18 protein-coding genes are annotated in these 16,536 nt (G+C 41.2%); 3 read left to right on the top strand and 15 right to left on the bottom strand.

The genetic code is table 11. The annotated features are described in order from the left end of the window. Positions 1-10: 10 nt before the first annotated feature. Both EIZ58_RS18355 and EIZ58_RS18350 read right to left on the bottom strand, forming a co-directional pair. Entirely contained in the window at positions 11-271 is a 261-nt protein-coding gene (locus tag EIZ58_RS18355; protein WP_134702325.1) for a putative Se/S carrier protein, read from the bottom strand. An 8-nt stretch (positions 272-279) separates the two neighbouring features. Continuing rightward, positions 280-1,320, bottom strand: a complete 1,041-nt coding sequence (locus EIZ58_RS18350; RefSeq protein WP_134702324.1) for a YkvI family membrane protein — start codon at positions 1,318-1,320, stop codon at positions 280-282. Positions 1,321-1,434: 114 nt separating this feature from the next. Between EIZ58_RS18350 and yyaC the strand changes: the two genes are divergently transcribed. Then, complete coding sequence (gene yyaC / locus EIZ58_RS18345; RefSeq protein WP_134702323.1) at positions 1,435-2,037, top strand: spore protease YyaC; 603 nt, start codon at positions 1,435-1,437, stop codon at positions 2,035-2,037. Between the two features lie 20 nt (positions 2,038-2,057). Here yyaC and EIZ58_RS18340 read toward each other — a convergent pair whose 3' ends face one another. From EIZ58_RS18340 to rpmH, 13 genes are all read right to left on the bottom strand, one after another. Beyond that, a complete protein-coding gene (locus EIZ58_RS18340; protein ID WP_134702322.1) occupies positions 2,058-2,780 on the bottom strand; it encodes a DUF554 domain-containing protein in 723 nt (240 codons plus the stop codon). Positions 2,781-2,810: 30 nt separating this feature from the next. Further along, positions 2,811-3,968, bottom strand: a complete 1,158-nt coding sequence (locus EIZ58_RS18335; protein ID WP_134702321.1) for an aminotransferase class V-fold PLP-dependent enzyme — start codon at positions 3,966-3,968, stop codon at positions 2,811-2,813. Positions 3,969-4,037: 69 nt separating this feature from the next. After that, positions 4,038-4,880 (bottom strand): ParB/RepB/Spo0J family partition protein, encoded by an 843-nt coding sequence (locus EIZ58_RS18330; protein WP_134702320.1) that lies wholly within the window; start codon positions 4,878-4,880, stop codon positions 4,038-4,040. Beyond that, on the bottom strand, positions 4,873-5,634 hold the full coding sequence (locus EIZ58_RS18325; protein WP_134702319.1) for a ParA family protein: 762 nt from the start codon (positions 5,632-5,634) through the stop codon (positions 4,873-4,875). Before EIZ58_RS18325 ends, EIZ58_RS18330 begins: the two co-directional genes overlap by 8 nt. Before the next feature lie 100 nt (positions 5,635-5,734). Continuing rightward, positions 5,735-6,556, bottom strand: coding sequence for a nucleoid occlusion protein (noc, locus tag EIZ58_RS18320; RefSeq protein WP_240689176.1), 822 nt, complete (start codon positions 6,554-6,556; stop codon positions 5,735-5,737). 212 nt (positions 6,557-6,768) lie between these two features. Next, the gene (gene rsmG / locus EIZ58_RS18315; protein WP_134702317.1) at positions 6,769-7,485 is read right to left on the bottom strand and encodes a 16S rRNA (guanine(527)-N(7))-methyltransferase RsmG; all 717 of its coding nucleotides are present in this window, start codon (positions 7,483-7,485) and stop codon (positions 6,769-6,771) included. Positions 7,486-7,495: 10 nt separating this feature from the next. Next, entirely contained in the window at positions 7,496-9,382 is a 1,887-nt protein-coding gene (gene mnmG, locus EIZ58_RS18310; RefSeq protein WP_134702316.1) for a tRNA uridine-5-carboxymethylaminomethyl(34) synthesis enzyme MnmG, read from the bottom strand. Between the two features lie 13 nt (positions 9,383-9,395). Next, positions 9,396-10,772: a tRNA uridine-5-carboxymethylaminomethyl(34) synthesis GTPase MnmE gene (mnmE, locus tag EIZ58_RS18305; protein WP_134702315.1), complete on the bottom strand. Its 1,377-nt coding sequence runs from the start codon at positions 10,770-10,772 to the stop codon at positions 9,396-9,398. Positions 10,773-10,931: 159 nt separating this feature from the next. After that, complete coding sequence (gene jag, locus EIZ58_RS18300) at positions 10,932-11,552, bottom strand: RNA-binding cell elongation regulator Jag/EloR (protein WP_134702314.1); 621 nt, start codon at positions 11,550-11,552, stop codon at positions 10,932-10,934. Further along, positions 11,549-12,271: a membrane protein insertase YidC gene (gene yidC, locus EIZ58_RS18295; RefSeq protein WP_205672282.1), complete on the bottom strand. Its 723-nt coding sequence runs from the start codon at positions 12,269-12,271 to the stop codon at positions 11,549-11,551. The genes jag and yidC overlap by 4 nt, the downstream gene beginning before the upstream one ends. 81 nt (positions 12,272-12,352) lie before the next feature. Next, on the bottom strand, positions 12,353-12,562 hold the full coding sequence (yidD, locus tag EIZ58_RS18290) for a membrane protein insertion efficiency factor YidD (RefSeq protein WP_134702312.1): 210 nt from the start codon (positions 12,560-12,562) through the stop codon (positions 12,353-12,355). Between the two features lie 22 nt (positions 12,563-12,584). Further along, positions 12,585-12,926 (bottom strand): ribonuclease P protein component, encoded by a 342-nt coding sequence (rnpA, locus tag EIZ58_RS18285; protein WP_134702311.1) that lies wholly within the window; start codon positions 12,924-12,926, stop codon positions 12,585-12,587. A gap of 128 nt (positions 12,927-13,054) precedes the next feature. Then, the gene (rpmH, locus tag EIZ58_RS18280) at positions 13,055-13,192 is read right to left on the bottom strand and encodes a 50S ribosomal protein L34 (RefSeq protein WP_205668534.1); all 138 of its coding nucleotides are present in this window, start codon (positions 13,190-13,192) and stop codon (positions 13,055-13,057) included. Positions 13,193-13,783: 591 nt separating this feature from the next. On the opposite strand from rpmH, the gene dnaA reads away from it, so the two are divergent. Further along, the gene (gene dnaA, locus EIZ58_RS18275) at positions 13,784-15,136 is read left to right on the top strand and encodes a chromosomal replication initiator protein DnaA (RefSeq protein WP_134702310.1); all 1,353 of its coding nucleotides are present in this window, start codon (positions 13,784-13,786) and stop codon (positions 15,134-15,136) included. 245 nt (positions 15,137-15,381) lie between these two features. Continuing rightward, positions 15,382-16,521 carry a DNA polymerase III subunit beta gene (gene dnaN, locus EIZ58_RS18270; protein ID WP_134702309.1) on the top strand — a complete coding sequence of 380 codons (1,140 nt, stop codon included), beginning with the start codon at positions 15,382-15,384 and terminating at the stop codon, positions 16,519-16,521. Positions 16,522-16,536: the final 15 nt, after the last annotated feature.

The following is a 16,536-nucleotide window of genomic DNA, read 5'->3' as shown; positions in this document are numbered from 1 at the left end:
TGTCCAAAAGCTAAACCTCCGTTGTCATATCTATTTCTCTATAACCATTCTCCACTTTACGAAATAACCCTCTAATTTCCACTTTTTCTTGTTTGATGATCGTAGCTGCCGTAGATAAGTCCTGTTCGGGGAATTCAATCGATAAGGCACATCCTGCTGTTATCTCTTTGGGAGTCGGCCTTGTATCAATTTCAATATCAGCAAACTCCAGCAGCATTTCTGTACGTATCGCTTGTTGTGTTGAATCAAAAGCAATCAATATACTTGTCATACCCCTTCCTACTTCCTCTCCAGAATATCAAAGCTCCTACTTATAGGATATAAAATTAACAGGCCTAATACAAATAAATTCAACACTCCGTAGATCGGATACAACACACTCACTAGCGTAGAAAACCCAAATTGGCTTAAGGGAATCATCAAAATAATCAACAACAAGGAAAGAAGCCATGCTGGACACCTGATCAAGCTAGATACTCTTGACACAATGCCATGCACACCACTTAAGGCTGTCGTATAAATGGCTAACCAAAGAATGATGGATACCACAGCAATCATTCCAGTCGGGTATTCCTGCAATAATGAAAAGAGTGGAATTTCATATGTAGCAATTTCATCCGACATTTTAATCAGTGAATAATTCATGACCATCGAGATGGAAGCCAGTCCAACCGTACTTACAAGACCCGCCACCCACATTTCTTTGCTTGATTTCAACTCTCCCCCCAGTGTGGACAATACCGCAATAAGAGGAACGATATTCAGAGCCGCATAAGTGATTCCAGAGGGCCAAGTCATCGCTTCGGTCTCTGCTCCTTGAACGGGCCCCTCGAAGTTCACGATAAAACGAATGCAAACAAATAATAAGACCCCGACTAAAACAGGGATAATAAATGTTTGGATCGAAACCAATCCTTCCACATCGAACAAGAGGACAATAAACACCATGATGGCTATAAACAAAACACCCAGCATATAAGAATAATTCCACTGGGCAAAAGTGGCCCCACTCCCTGCAAACATTACTACAGACATTGAAAGCAAGTACAACATTGTAAACACATCAAAGACATTCGCCAGCTTCTTCCCCATTAGTGATTCTAAAATTCCATAATAATTTTTGGTACGTTGAATCCTACTGATGTTGAGAACAACCATGACCGTAACCAGGAATAAAACATTAGCTAGAAACAAACTGTATTGGCTGCCCAATCCATAGGAACCAAAGAACTCCCACACTTCTCTTCCTGACGCAAACCCTGCTCCAATTGTGGTTCCAATGATCGTTAACCCTATCTTTATTGCTTTCCACGTTTCCACTTGGACACACCCCCTATAAAATTTTATGTAGTAAGGGTTTTAAGAATGTCCAAATGTATATTATTTTTCTATTTTCCGTATACTATTAGTACTTATTTTTTCCAGGAGGTACCTATGAAGCGAAAACCGTTTTTTCAAGCGTACCCACAATCTCCGTTTAAAATAGAATACACCAGTGAACATGCCATAACGGAATTAAGTACTCACCTCTATCAGCGAATGATCTCCTATCGTCCTTTTAACGAGGTCGTTGCCTTATGTATTGGGACAGATCGTTCTACCGGGGATGCTTTAGGTCCTCTCGTTGGAAGCCGTTTAGAAAATCTATACCCTACTGGCTTACAGATATACGGAACCATTGATGAACCGGTTCATGCAGTGAATTTAAAAGATACCATTGAAAGAATTGAAAAAAACCATCCTCAAGCTCTCGTTATCGCTATCGATGCCTGTTTAGGTCAATTTAGTAGCGTCGGCAACATTACCATTGCACATGGCCCCTTAAAACCTGGAGCAGGTGTGAAAAAGGAACTGCCTGAAGTAGGGAATTTTCATATCACAGGTATTGTCAATATCGGTGGATTTATGGAGTACTTTGTCCTTCAAAATACACGTCTAAGCATTGTGATGAAGATGGCAGAAACCATTGCTTATTCCCTTTCTAAGTCCGCTCATCAACTATTTAACAATGAAACAAAAAGCTCAACAGCCTTCTAGGCTATTGAGCTTCTTTTGGTTTAATTCAGATAAACGGATAGTCTTGCAACAACTGGAACCATTAAGGCAGCAATGATAATCGCAGGGAGCAAGTTCGCTACATTAATTTTTTTCAATTCTAAAATATTAATCCCGATCCCTAAGATTAACACCCCACCAACAGCTGTAATTTCAGCAATCATGGCATTCAACGTTTCTTGACTTACGAGTAAAGTGATAAAGGTTGAAGCTAAGGCAATGACCCCTTGGTATAAGAAAACAGGGATTGCGGAAAACATCACACCAATACCGAGTGTGGAAGTAAAAATAATGGCTGAGAAACCGTCTAGCATTGATTTCGTATATAGAATGTCGTGATTTTGTCTTAATCCACTATCCATTGCACCAAGAATAGCCATGGCTCCTACACAATAAACCAGGGTCGCTGTAACAAATCCCGTTGCAATATTTCCTTTCCCGTTGCCTTTTCTCCCCACCTTACTTTCCAACCATTGTCCCAGTTGATTCAACCAATAGTCAATTCGGATCAATTCACCAATCACTCCACCAAGAACTAAACTAAAGATGAGCACTAGAAAATTCTCCGTTTTCAAAGCCATCGTTAAACCTAATATCCCTACCGCGATGCCTATCCCCTGCATTACCGTCGTTCTGATTCCTTCACTTATTCGGTTAAACACACTTCCTAACAATGCCCCACAAATGATCGCTACTGCATTAATAATCGTTCCCCACAACACCATAAACGTTCACCTCACTTAGCACCACTGTGCTTAAGAGCTTATTTTTTGACATATATCCACAATGGCATGCACTAACACATCCACATCTTCTTCGGTATTAAAGTATCCAAAACCAACTCGGACAGACCCTTGATTGATCGTCCCTACAGTTTCATGCCCAAGCGGAGTGCAATGATAACCAGATCGGACCGCAATTCCATATTCCTGATCTAAAATGTAAGCTACTTCAGAAGCATCCAGCCCTTCAATTGAAAACGAAATCACTGCAGCTCGTTCTACTTCCTTATTCGGACCGTAGAGTGTAACACCTTTCACTTCCTCAAGACGGCGGATTAAATCATAAGTTAAACGAGCCTCTTTAGTTCGAATTTGCTCTATCCCTGTTTTTAGAACAAAATCAACACCAGCTCCTAAACCTACAATACCCACTGTGTTTAACGTCCCACTTTCATATCGATCTGGTCGAGTAAGAGGTTGTTCTATTGCCTCAGAGTGACTCCCCGTCCCCCCCACCATCATAGGTTCTAGATCAAGTTGGGGATGGATGTATAACCCACCTGTACCTTGAGGACCATACAAGCCTTTATGGCCAGGAAAAGCCAACAGCTGAATATTCATCCTTTCCACGTCAATAGGAAATACGCCAGCGGTTTGCGAAGCATCCACCATAAACACCACCTGGTGTTTTTTACACAAGGCTCCTATTTGTTCAATAGGCGCCAGGGAACCCACTAGATTGGAAGCATGACTGACCACAACCAATCTAGTCGTCCTCCTGAATTCTCGCTCAAAATCCTCTAGATTAAACTGAAGTTGCTCCCTAGGTCTTACATAACTAATCTCTATCCCTTGTGTTTTTTTCAAATACTCCAGCGGTCTCCTTACCGAATTATGTTCCATTGTCGTGGTGATCACATGGTCCCCACTTTTCACCAAGCCTCTAATCCCCAAATTAATAGCAGAAGTTGCATTCGATGTAAATGCGATATCATTCGGATTAGAGATCTGAAACAGCTTCGCTAATTTGACCCGAGTATGAAAGATGGCTTTACTAGCCCGTAAACCCAACCGATGCCCCCCACGACCAGGATTCGCTGCATACTCATCCAAACATTCTACCATCGCTTCTTTTACACCTGGAGGCTTCGGCCAAGTAGAGGCTGCATTATCTAAATATGTAATTTTCATTTTGATTCTCCTTTCACCAAAAAGAAAAGGCTATGCGGATATCCATCCAACATAACCACCATTCTTACTTTACCCTCTTTGGATAATTTCCATAATTCGTTCCAGATCTTCATCTGTGTAAAACTCAATCTCAATTTTCCCTCTATTCTTCCCTTTCTTGATTTGAACAGAGGTAGCGAAGGTGTCTCTCAGCCTTTCTTCAAACTGACTAATAAAAACTTCCTTCTTTGGTTTTTCTTTTGTTTCACGTGGAACACGTTGAGATAGATTTTTAATCATCTCTTCTACTTGCCGAACACTCAAATCTTTTTTAATGACTTCTTGAGCAATCTTTAGTTTAGTCTCATCATCGTCCACACTAAGTAACGCCCTAGCATGTCCCATCGATAATGTTCCACGTGAAACATAATTCTGGATTTCTTGAGGAAGTTGCATGAGTCGTAAGAAATTGGCCACATGCGGCCTACTCTTCCCTACCTTTTTAGCTAACTCCTCTTGAGTAAGAGAAAGATGTTTCATTAACTTATCGTAAGCGATAGCCATCTCTATCGCATTTAAGTTTTCACGTTGAAGGTTCTCAATGAGGGCAATCTCCATGATTTGTTCATTGGAAAATTCACGGATAACCACAGGGATCTTCGGTAATCCTGCTTTTTCCGAAGCTCGAAGTCTTCGTTCACCAGCAACTAATTCATACCCCTTGATACTCTTGCGAACGATAATAGGTTGAATGATTCCATGTTCTTTTATCGATTCAGCTAGTTCATCCAAGGCTTTCTCATCAAAGTCTTTTCTTGGTTGATAGGGGTTTGGGCGGATCTCCGATAGGTGCACTTCGATAATTTGGTCGTTTTCCTCAACATGAAGCGAAGGTATTAAAGCATCTAAACCTTTTCCTAATCTCTTAACCAACTCCCAGCACCTCCCTAGCTAAATCCATATAGACTTCTGCACCACGAGACCGAGGGTCATAAGATATAATGGCTTGACCATGACTGGGCGCCTCACTTAAACGGACATTGCGCGGAATAATCGCCTGATAGACCTTTTCCCGAAAATACTTCTTCACTTCTTCAATCACTTGAATCCCTAAGTTTGTTCGGGCATCTAACATCGTTAACAAGATTCCTTCAATCTGAAGAGAAGTGTTCAGATGCTTCTGGACGAGCCTAATCGTATTCAGTAATTGACTTACTCCTTCTAATGCGTAAAACTCACATTGTATAGGAATTAAGACAGAATCCGAAGCAGTTAAAGAATTCACCGTTAAAATTCCGAGAGATGGAGGACAATCAATGACAATATAGTCATACTTGTCTCTAATCGAATCAATGGATTTTTTTAAACGCACCTCACGTGAGATGGTCGGAACTAACTCGATTTCCGCTCCAGCCAATTGAATCGAAGCTGGTAGTGTAAATAGATTTTCTACTTCTGTTGGGATGATGGCATCCAATGGATCTATGTCATTGATCAGCACATCATAAATGCAATAACGTATATCTGCTTTATTGATCCCTACTCCACTTGTTGCATTTCCCTGAGGATCAATATCAACCAATAGAACTTTCTTACCTAATGTAGCAAGACAGGCACTCAGGTTAACCGAGGTTGTGGTCTTCCCGACTCCTCCTTTTTGGTTAGCCACCGCAATGACCTTCCCCATTCTATTCACCTCTTACTGTCCAGGCATTCACAACCACCCATGATACCATGAGCCACATTCTATTGTATCTTATTTCACATGTAGTGAATAGACGAACGAGTTACTTGTTTTTAGGTATCTTAATGGTTATTTGGTAAAACTCTTCGTAATCTTCTTCTTCCGATTGAATAGAGAGCCCATTCTTCATGACCATATCAATAGACTGCCTAACCGTATTAATGGCTAGTCTCGTATCTTTAGAAAAAGAAACCCTTTTAGGCGGCTTTTGCTCAGTTTTCACTTCTAAGATTTGCTTAATGCGATTTTCTGTTTGTTTCACATTTAAATCTTTTTCTATAATTTCTTCTAGCATTTTCAATTGCAAGCTTTCCTCTTTTAAAACAAGTAAGGCCCTTGCATGTCTCTCGGTTACTTTACGCTGAAGAAGAAACTCTTGCACCGTAGCAGGGAGATTTAACAGTCTTAATTTATTAGCGATAGTAGACTGGCCTTTCCCTAGTTTCTGAGCCAAGCTCTCTTGAGTAAGTTGATGTAGATCAATAAGCTTCTGATAAGCTATAGCTTCCTCAATGGCGGTAAGTCCTTCACGCTGTAAATTTTCTATGAGAGCAATGGACGCTGCTTGGGAGTCACTTAGATCTTTAACAATCGCAGGAATCGTTTCTAAGCCTAACTTCTTTGTTGCTCTCCAACGTCTTTCTCCTGCAATCAGCTCATACCTTCCTTCTCTCACTCGAACAACAATGGGTTGAATGATACCATGTTCCTTAATGGTTATACATAGCTCTTCAATTCTCTCATCGTCAAATACCGTCCGAGGTTGATACGGATTAGGGATAATTTCTCCTACAGGAATATGTTTGATTTCATCTTGTTCGTTTCTTTCTGACAGACCGAATAAACGGGCAAATTGATCCCTCAATTTCGTACACCACCCTATGGCATATATGAATCTTTGTAAAAAAGATAGTTTGGTTGGCGACAACTCTTGGATAATACGTATCCTTTTATTAATTCGCCACCCTTGTCCTATTTCCTCCCAGTAACAAGTATTAATCATGTTCCACGTGGAACAAAAAACAAAAGATCCAATCCATACGCTATGGATTAGATCTTTTAATAAGAGCTGTACAACTATATAATGGGCTTTTTTGAAGGGGTACCCGCTTTTCTAGGATAGCCTTTTGGTGTTGCCGCCAACTTATTAATCAGAATAATAGACCGTTCTGCTTGTTCGATAGGAAGAAAGAAAGTTTCAAGCTTCTCTGTTTTACCACCAAGGGTTTTGATCGCTTTTTTAGCTTCATCTAACTCATTGGAGGCCTCTGCCCCTTTTAGAACGACAAAGTTCCCCCCAACCTTGGCAAAAGGCATACAGTATTCAGCCAATACATTTAATCGGGCTACCGCTCTTGCAGTCACGACATCAAAGCGATCTCGGTATTTGGGATCTACTCCGAACTCTTCTGCTCGTCCATGAATACAGGAGACATGCTCCAGCTTCAATTGCTTACTAAGATGCTCCAGAAAACTAATTCGTTTATTTAGAGAATCAAGAATCGTAACCTTGAGATGAGGATAAATAATTTTTATAGGAAGCGAGGGGAAACCTGCCCCTGCTCCTATATCTATCAATGTTTCAACTTTCGTGAAGTCAAAGAAAAAGGATGCGGAAATGGAATCGTAAAAATGCTTTTCATAAACTTCATTCTTTTCCGTAATAGCCGTTAAATTTATCTTCTCATTCCATTCCACCAATAAAGAATAATATTCTTCATATTGAGTTCGTTGCTGTTCAGAAAGAGTGACTCCCCTCTCTCCTAACATTTCTTCAAAAAGCTTGGGTTCCATGACACTGCTCCTAATTCGTAACCTTATTTTTATGCTCCATGTAGATTAACAAAACAGAGATATCAGAAGGCGTAACGCCTGAAATTCTTGCAGCCTGCCCAATATTGAGGGGTTGAATTTTTGCCAGTTTATCTCTTGCTTCCTTAGCTAGACCCTGGAGTTGATGATAGTCGATATGGGCCGGTATTTTTTTACTCTCCATCTTCTTCATCCGCTCTACATCTTGAAGCTGTTTTCGTATATAGCCTTCATACTTAATTTGAATTTCCACCTGCTCCATTACATCCTCTGGCAACAGTTCATCCAAAGGAGCTAACTCCATCAATTCCTTATACTTGACTTCAGGTCTGCGTAGAAGCGCTCCTAACTCGATGGCATTATCAATCGCAGCGGAGCCCACTCTTTTCAAGAACGCTTGAACCCGTTCATCCGGCTTTACCTTCGTTGTCATGAGCCTCTCTTTTTCTTGCTCAATTAATCGCTTCTTCTCTACGAAAGATTGATATCTTTCTTCAGGAATTAAGCCAATCCCATATCCCTTTTCCGTTAAACGAAGATCCGCATTATCATGGCGAAGCAATAAGCGATATTCTGCTCGAGATGTTAGTAATCGATACGGCTCTAAGGTTCCTTTCGTCACTAAATCATCAATCATAACGCCAATATAGGCCTCTGAACGATCCAAGATTAAAGGCTCCTTTCCTTGAACCTTTAACGCAGCATTGATTCCGGCCATGATCCCCTGTCCTGCAGCTTCTTCGTACCCTGACGTTCCATTTAATTGCCCAGCTGTGTAGAGATTCTCCACTCGCTTGGTTTCAAGCGTTGGCCATAGCTGGGAAGGCACCACCGCATCGTACTCGATGGCATAACCGGTACGCATCATTTTTACACTTTCCATTCCCGGTATGCTTCTTAACATCTTGATCTGGACATCTTCAGGCAAGCTGGTTGAAAAACCTTGCACATACATTTCTAATGTATTTCTACCCTCTGGTTCCAAGAAAATTTGATGGCGAGGCTTATCGTTAAATCGCACCACTTTATCTTCTATTGAAGGGCAATAACGCGGTCCAGTTCCTTCAATGACCCCTGAAAACATCGGAGCTCGGTGAAGATTCGCATTAATAATCTCATGAGTTTCCGAACTTGTATACGTAAGCCAGCACGGAATCTGATCCGGGATCCCTTCTTTGGTTTCATAAGAAAAGAATTGTGGCTCATCATCCCCTGGCTGGATTTCCATTTTGCTAAAATCAACGGTTTCCTGATTGACTCGTGGCGGTGTCCCTGTCTTGAAACGAACCAACTCAAACCCGAGTTCCTTTAAATTATGGGATAAATTTACCGATGGCGCCATATTGTTCGGACCGCTCTCATATTGCAATTCCCCAATGATAATCTTTCCTCTAAGGTAGGTCCCTGTTGTCAACACTACCGCCTTTGCCTTGTAGCGGGCTCCTGTTTTTGTAATGACACCTTCGCACACGCCATTATTCACAATGAGCTCTTCTACAAGTCCTTGGCGAAGCAAAAGATTGGGTGTATTTTCAATGGTCTCTTTCATTCGATGCTGGTACAAAAATTTATCCGCCTGTGCACGTAACGCATGCACCGCGGGACCTTTGCCTGTATTCAGCATCCGCATTTGGATATAGGTTTTATCAATATTTCTCCCCATCTCGCCACCCAGTGCATCAATTTCACGCACGACATGACCTTTAGCCGGGCCTCCAATCGATGGATTACAAGGCATATAGGCTACTGCGTCCAAATTAATCGTTAAGAGCAATGTTTGACATCCCATACGCGCGGCTGCCAATGCTGCCTCAGCCCCTGCGTGACCTGCTCCTACAACAATGACATCAAATGATCCTGCTTCATATTGTGTTACCAAAGGACTCCCCTCCTTATTTCCCTAAACAGAATTGTGAAAAAATCTGGTCTAATAGGCTGTCACTTGCTGTATCCCCAACAATCTCGCCTAACAGCTCCCAAGTTCTTTTTAAATCAAATGCTGATATATCAACAGGCATACCGGAGTCAATACTCTCAGCGAATTCCTCCATTGCTGTTATCGATTCCTTCAGCAACGCAATATGTCGTGCGTTGCTTACATAGGTCTGATCTTCTTGCATCACCTGACCTTGGAAAAATAAATTAGCAATGGCTTGTTCTAAATCTTCTATTCCCTCTTCCTCTTTTACTGACGTAGTAATAAAAGTTACGTGCGGAATGAGTTTTTTTACCTCATCTACGTTCAGAACTTGAGGTAAATCGACCTTATTTATAATCACTATTGTATTTAGTTCTTTAACAATTTCTAATAAGGTCCGATCTTCATCCGAGAGCGGTTCATTATAGTTTAGTACAAGTAAGATAAGATCTGCTTCACGAAGCATTTGTCGGGATTTTTCTACTCCAATTTTCTCCACAATATCCTCGGTTTCGCGAATTCCTGCGGTATCCACTAACCGTAAGGGTACTCCTCTTACATTAACATATTCTTCAATTACATCTCGCGTGGTCCCAGGAATATCGGTTACAATGGCGCGGTTCTCGTGAATAAGACTATTAAGCAACGAAGACTTCCCCACATTCGGTCTCCCCACGATAACGGTAGAAAGTCCTTCCCGCAAGATTTTTCCTTGTTCCGAAGTGCGGACAAGCCTCATAATTTCTTCTTTAATCCCTCTACTCTTGTCTAACAATAAGTTCCTTGTTACAGACTCCACATCATGTTCTGGATAATCAATATTGACTTCAATATGAGCTAACAGCTCTAAGATCCCCTGCCTCAATTGATGGATCAGTCTCGATAGCTTCCCTTCCACTTGATGAAGCGCCACCTTCATGGCTCGATCCGTTTTGGCACGAATCAGATCAATGACCGCTTCCGCCTGTGATAAATCAATTCTTCCGTTTAGAAATGCCCGTTTTGTAAATTCTCCTGGTTCTGCTAATCGAGCGCCGTTCTCCAATGCAAGCTGTAAGGTCCTGTTGACAGACACGATTCCACCATGACAGTTAATCTCTACAACATCCTCTTTTGTAAAGGTTCTAGGCGCCCTCATAACGGAAACCATGACCTCTTCCTGGATCGTTCCTTCACCTGGATCAATTAAATACCCATAATGCAATGTATGGGTATCCACAGTGGATAACTTGTGCTTCCCTTTAAAAATTTTATCCACAACCTCGACGGAATCCGGCCCACTGACACGAATGATTCCGATCCCTCCCTCTCCCATCGGGGTCGCTATGGCTGCAATTGTATCAAATTCCATAACACGTACTCCTTATAAAAAAATCCTTAGTATATAGATTTCCCTAAATTACTAGAATATCATACCAGTACACATTAAAAAAGCCTCCCGCAACACATTTTGTATATTTATTCATACAAAAAAGACCCACGTACAAGTTTTGTACATGGGCCTTTAGGCTTATCTCTTAGCTTGGATCACAATATAACGGTTAGGTTCTTGTCCTTCACTATACGTGTTAATATTTTTTCGCTCTTGAAGAAACGTGTGAATCACTTTTCTCTCATGAGATGGCATGGGTTCGAGCTTGACAATTTGTCCTGATTTTATCGCTTTATGAGCCAAACGATCGGCCAGTTGCTCTAAGGTTTGTCTGCGTTTGAGTCGATAGCTTTCGGCATCTAGCACAATCCGGAGATAGGAATCGGAATGCTTATTTCCAACAGTATTAACTAGAAATTGCAACGAATCCAGCGTTTGTCCTCTTCTGCCGATAATAATCCCTAGATCTTCTCCCATGATCTCAAACAAGGTATGATCTTTTTCTTTTTTCACTTCAATGGAAGCTTGGACATCCATAGCAGCTAAGATTTCCTGCAGGAACTGCTTCGCTTCCTCGATGGGATTAATATTGAGCTCAACCTCTAATTTAGCAAGTCTTGCACCTATTAAACCAAAAAAACCTTTACTGGGCTCTTCTAAGATGGTTACGGTTACTTGGTTTTTTTCAGCATTCAACTGTTTAAGGGCCATGGCAATGGCTTCATCAACCGTTTTGGCGGTAACCGTTACTTTCTTCACTTTTTCTTAACCTCCTGAGCGGGAACATTAGGGGTGTTGCCCTTAATGAAAAAGGTTTGAACGATGGTGAAGATGTTACCGAATACCCAATATAAGGAAAGAGCTGCAGGTAACGTCACGGCAATCACGAGGATCATTATGGGCATGATAACAAGCATCATCTGCATTTGTGGATTTGGGGGCATCCCCATCCCCATCATCTTACTCTGGAAATAAGTTGTAATGGCAGCAAGAATCGGTAATATGTAGTATGGATCTGGTTGTCCTAGGGCCATCCAAAGAAAACTATGCTCTCTAACGTGCTCATTTCGCATGATGGCTTGATAAAAGGCGATAAGGATCGGCATTTGAACCAATAAAGGCAAGCACCCTGCTAATGGGTTGACGTTATGCTTTTGAAATAACTTTAGGGTTTCTTCCTGAATCTTTTGTTGATTATCTTTATATTTATCCCTAATTTTTGTTAATTCAGGCTGAAGAGCCTGCATTGCTTTGGAGCTTTTTAACTGCTTAATCATTAAAGGTAATATCGCCAAACGAATAATAACCGTCGTTGCTAGAATTCCTAGCCCATAGCTTCCCCATAGTATAAGAGAGGATTCATCAATTAACCAAGACAACGGGTATACAAAATAACGATCCCAGAAACCACCAGTATTCGGGTCGATTGGTGGCGGATTGGTCATATAATCCATACCACAACCTGTTAGAAGTAGCATGAAGAAAGCTAAAGGTAAATAGGTAATGCTTTTGAAACGCAAGAAAACTCCTCCTTGCAACCATAAAGTTATGTATGGCTATTAAGGAACGGGATCATAACCACCAGGATGAAACGGGTGGCACTTTCCGATTCGAACGATGGTTAGCCACGTCCCTTTCATAGCTCCGAATTTCTCAATAGCTTCAAATCCATAGGCAGAACATGTAGGATAAAAACGACAGCTGGGCGGCTTTAAAGGAGAGATGCCTCTCTGATAAAAGCGAATACTTCCTAATAATAGTCGCTTCATATCCCTTCCTCCTTAGCGTACCTTATGATAAGAGCTTTCCTTTTTTTAAGCAGTGGTTCAGGCTAGCCGAAACCTCCTGGAACTCCATCTCTGTCACAGGGGCCCGAGCAATGATCACCAGATCACCCTTCCACTGCAGATTAGGTACAACCATTCTAGCTGCTTCTCGAATCAACCTCTTCGTCCGGTTCCTAACCACTGCGTTACCGATCTTTTTTCCTACTGAAATTCCGATCCGTATCTGCTCTTGTTCCTCTTTTGCTAGCATGTAAACGACAAATTGTCGATTCGCTACCGATTTCCCCTGATCAAACACTTTTTGAAAGTCATTCTGACTTCGAATTCGATGTTGACTTTGTAACATAAATAAACAAACCCCTATCCCATAGTAAGTTGGTTCCTCTTTAAATTATGGGAATGCAGAGATAGGAATAAACCCTAGCAAACATAAAAAAACCCTTTAATTACAGAAAGGCCACTTGCATAAGTGGCCTAGGCAGATAATACTTTTCTTCCTTTTCTGCGACGCGCAGCAAGAACTTTACGACCGTTCTTTGTGCTCATTCTCTTACGGAATCCGTGAACTTTCTTACGCTTGCGGTTATTCGGACTAAACGTTGGTTTCATTATATCCACCTCCCTTGAGGACTCACACTATTCTAACACCAAACATAATTCTTATGCCCAGTGCTGCCTCTCATTCTGCATGTATGCACAGAAAGAAAAACATACTCGATTATTATAGTCCTTCCCTTTGTTCCTGTCAAGGATGCACCTTGTCCAACTTCTGGGCAGATCCATCTCTGTACTATCTCCCAACTAACACAGCGCGAAATTATTTCCCAAACTTGATGTGGACAACTGTGAAACAATTTTCGAGACATATCGACAAGGTTATCTAGAGAATATCCACATAATATAGTGTTGTGAATAAAAACAGACCACAACTTGTTGTGGTTGTGGATAAATACGAAAAATCCATTGATAATAACGTTTTTATTTGCTATCATAGTTGTGTTTTCACTCGTGGATAAGACCAAAGTCGGATATGAGTTTTCCACAATCTGTGGATAGAAATGTGGACAATTATCCACTATTGTGATTATTAACAGATATGAATATGTGGATGATGGGCGAATGGTGTCGAAGTAGCGATTAAATAAAGAAAACGAGGCTTCTTACATTCACATCCATTGTGTATAAGTATTTAGGGGGAATGGTATGAAAGGGATTCAAAAAATGTGGGACAAGGCCCTCGCCATGATAGAGACAAAATTAAGTAAACCGAGCTTCGAAACATGGTTAAAATCAACGAAGGCCATTGCCCTTGATGATGATACCTTATTCATTTCAGCTCCCAATGAGTTTTCGAGAGATTGGCTCGAGTCTAGATATGCCCAATTAATCGTTGAAACATTATATGAGATCACCGGGGAAAATATGAAAATAAAAATTGTGACTTCCGACACGGATGTCAACGCGAAGTCCAATACACCCAAAAAAGCGGATGAGAAAAGAGTGTATGCAACTGATGAGAATGGACCAGTACATATGCTCAATCCCAAGTATGTATTCGACACGTTTGTCATCGGAACCGGAAACCGATTTGCCCATGCTGCATCGCTTGCTGTAGCAGAAGCTCCTGCTAAAGCTTATAACCCCTTGTTTATCTATGGGGGTGTCGGTTTAGGAAAAACTCACTTGATGCACGCAATCGGCCACTATGTCTTGGAACATAACCCATCAGCCAAAGTCGTCTATCTCTCCTCCGAAAAATTTACCAATGAGTTCATTAATAGCATCCGGGATAATAAAGCAGTTGATTTTCGTAATAAATACCGGAATGTAGATGTTCTACTCATTGATGATATTCAGTTTCTGGCAGGGAAAGAACAAACCCAAGAGGAATTTTTCCATACGTTTAACGCTCTTCATGACGAAAGCAAGCAAATAGTCATTTCTAGTGATCGGCCGCCGAAGGAAATTCCCACTCTCGAAGATCGTCTCCGCTCCCGTTTTGAATGGGGATTGATTACCGATATTCAACCACCAGATCTCGAGACAAGGATTGCCATCTTACGGAAAAAAGCGAAGGCAGAAAATCTAGATATTGTCAACGAAGTAATGGTCTACATCGCTAATCAAATAGATACAAATATTCGTGAGCTTGAAGGGGCACTCATTCGTGTAGTGGCTTATTCCTCGTTAATTAATCGAGATATTGATGTCGATCTGGCCGCAGAAGCCCTGAAAGACATTATCCCTTCCAGTAAACCTAAAATGATTACGATTCTAGATATCCAGCGAGTGGTTGGAGAGCATTTTGGGGTGAAATTAGAGGATTTTAAAGCAAAGAAGCGCAATAAATCGATCGCCTTTCCCCGACAGATTGCGATGTACCTATCCAGGGAGCTAACGGACTTTTCTCTTCCTAAGATTGGCGATGAATTTGGAGGTCGCGACCATACCACGGTTATTCATGCCAATGAAAAAATCATCAATACATTGCAGTCCGATCCTTCTTTTCAGGAAACGATTAAAGAACTCATTGATAAAATAAAAAATGCGAAATAACATCCCACTAGCCTGTGAATAGAAGGGACAGTCTAACCACAATTTATCCACATGTGGATGGACTGCCCCTTTCCTTGTTCCTGCCGTTTATCCACAAACTCACAGCCCCTACTACTATTACTGTTAAAAAAAGATATAGATAAGTTATAATAGTATGGATGCCGATATGAAATATTTAATGGTTTCCCGAAAGGGAGCTTTGATGACGATACCGACCAAAAATACAAAAAGGGGGTAGAATTAGCATGCACTTAATGATCAATCGAGAAATTATGACAGCAGCTATTAATGACGTTAGTAAAGCCGTATCATCCAGAACCACGATTCCCATTTTGACAGGGATTAAAATAAGCAGCCACTCAGAGGGAATAACCCTAACGGCAAGCGATTCTGACATATCGATTGAGTACTCTATCCCTATGGAAGAGAATGGAGATCTATACGTCGATATTAAACAGCATGGGAGCATTGTCTTGCCTGCACGCTATCTGAATGATATTGTTCGGAGATTACCAGGGGAATTTGTAGAACTAGAGGTCGGAGACCGATTCCAAACCATCCTTCGCTCAGGGAAATCAGAATTTAGTTTAAATGGGCTCGATCCAGATGATTTTCCACGACTTCCTCAAATCGAAGAGGAGAAAGTGTTTAGCTTAACAAGCGATATGCTGAAGACGATGGTAAAACAAACCGCTTTTGCTGCGGCAACCACAGAACTCCGCCCGATTCTGACGGGCATTATGTGGGCACTAGAGGGTGACCAGCTTCGTTTTGTAGCCACAGACAGCCATCGTCTGGCTAGCAGACGTTCTTTTGTCGAAGCAGCAACGGATCTTTCCCTTGAGAATATTGTTACACCAGGGAAGAGTATGCAGGAGTTGAATAAAATATTACCTGACAATGATTCTTTAGTAGACATCGTGGTTACCGACAACCAAATCCTGTTCAAAACCGACAGAATCTTATTTTATTCGCGTTTATTGAACGGAACTTATCCAGATGTGAATAGAATTATTCCTCAACAAAGCAAAACCGATATAATTTTAAAAACGAAAGAGTTTTTACATGCCATAGAAAGGGCATCCTTATTAGCAAAGGATGGGAAAAATAATGTTGTCAAGTTTTCTGTTACTCCCCATTCCAGTGTAGAGCTTTCTTCCATCTCTCCTGAGGTAGGAAAAGTAACAGAGGAACTCCAGGCTTCTTCGGTTGAAGGAGAAGAATTGAAAATCTCGTTTAATGCGAAGTACATGCTAGATACGCTTCGAGTGATTGATAGCGAGGAAGTAAAAATTCGCTTTACGGGTGCCATGAGTCCTTTTATTATTCATCCGACGGATCATGAGCAAAGCTTATACCTAATCCTTCCAGTAAGAACTTACTAATCAAACGAGGGGTGC

This window comes from Ammoniphilus sp. YIM 78166 (assembly GCF_004522215.1).
Taxonomy (GTDB): domain Bacteria; phylum Bacillota; class Bacilli; order Aneurinibacillales; family RAOX-1; genus YIM-78166.
Note: the sequence above shows the minus strand (reverse complement) of the source record. Positions and strands in the feature narration are given on the sequence as shown.

Coding starts and splice junctions, on each gene's coding strand:
- EIZ58_RS18355 (WP_134702325.1), bottom strand. CDS start 271: ATGACAAGTATATTGATTGCTTTTGATTCAACACAACAAGCGATACGT.
- yyaC (WP_134702323.1), top strand. CDS start 1,435: ATGAAGCGAAAACCGTTTTTTCAAGCGTACCCACAATCTCCGTTTAAA.
- EIZ58_RS18340 (WP_134702322.1), bottom strand. CDS start 2,780: ATGGTGTTGTGGGGAACGATTATTAATGCAGTAGCGATCATTTGTGGG.
- EIZ58_RS18335 (WP_134702321.1), bottom strand. CDS start 3,968: ATGAAAATTACATATTTAGATAATGCAGCCTCTACTTGGCCGAAGCCT.
- EIZ58_RS18325 (WP_134702319.1), bottom strand. CDS start 5,634: ATGGGGAAGGTCATTGCGGTGGCTAACCAAAAAGGAGGAGTCGGGAAG.
- rsmG (WP_134702317.1), bottom strand. CDS start 7,485: ATGGAACCCAAGCTTTTTGAAGAAATGTTAGGAGAGAGGGGAGTCACT.
- mnmE (WP_134702315.1), bottom strand. CDS start 10,772: ATGGAATTTGATACAATTGCAGCCATAGCGACCCCGATGGGAGAGGGA.
- yidC (WP_205672282.1), bottom strand. CDS start 12,271: ATGCTACTTCTAACAGGTTGTGGTATGGATTATATGACCAATCCGCCA.
- yidD (WP_134702312.1), bottom strand. CDS start 12,562: ATGAAGCGACTATTATTAGGAAGTATTCGCTTTTATCAGAGAGGCATC.
- rnpA (WP_134702311.1), bottom strand. CDS start 12,926: ATGTTACAAAGTCAACATCGAATTCGAAGTCAGAATGACTTTCAAAAA.
- dnaA (WP_134702310.1), top strand. CDS start 13,784: ATGAAAGGGATTCAAAAAATGTGGGACAAGGCCCTCGCCATGATAGAG.
- dnaN (WP_134702309.1), top strand. CDS start 15,382: ATGCACTTAATGATCAATCGAGAAATTATGACAGCAGCTATTAATGAC.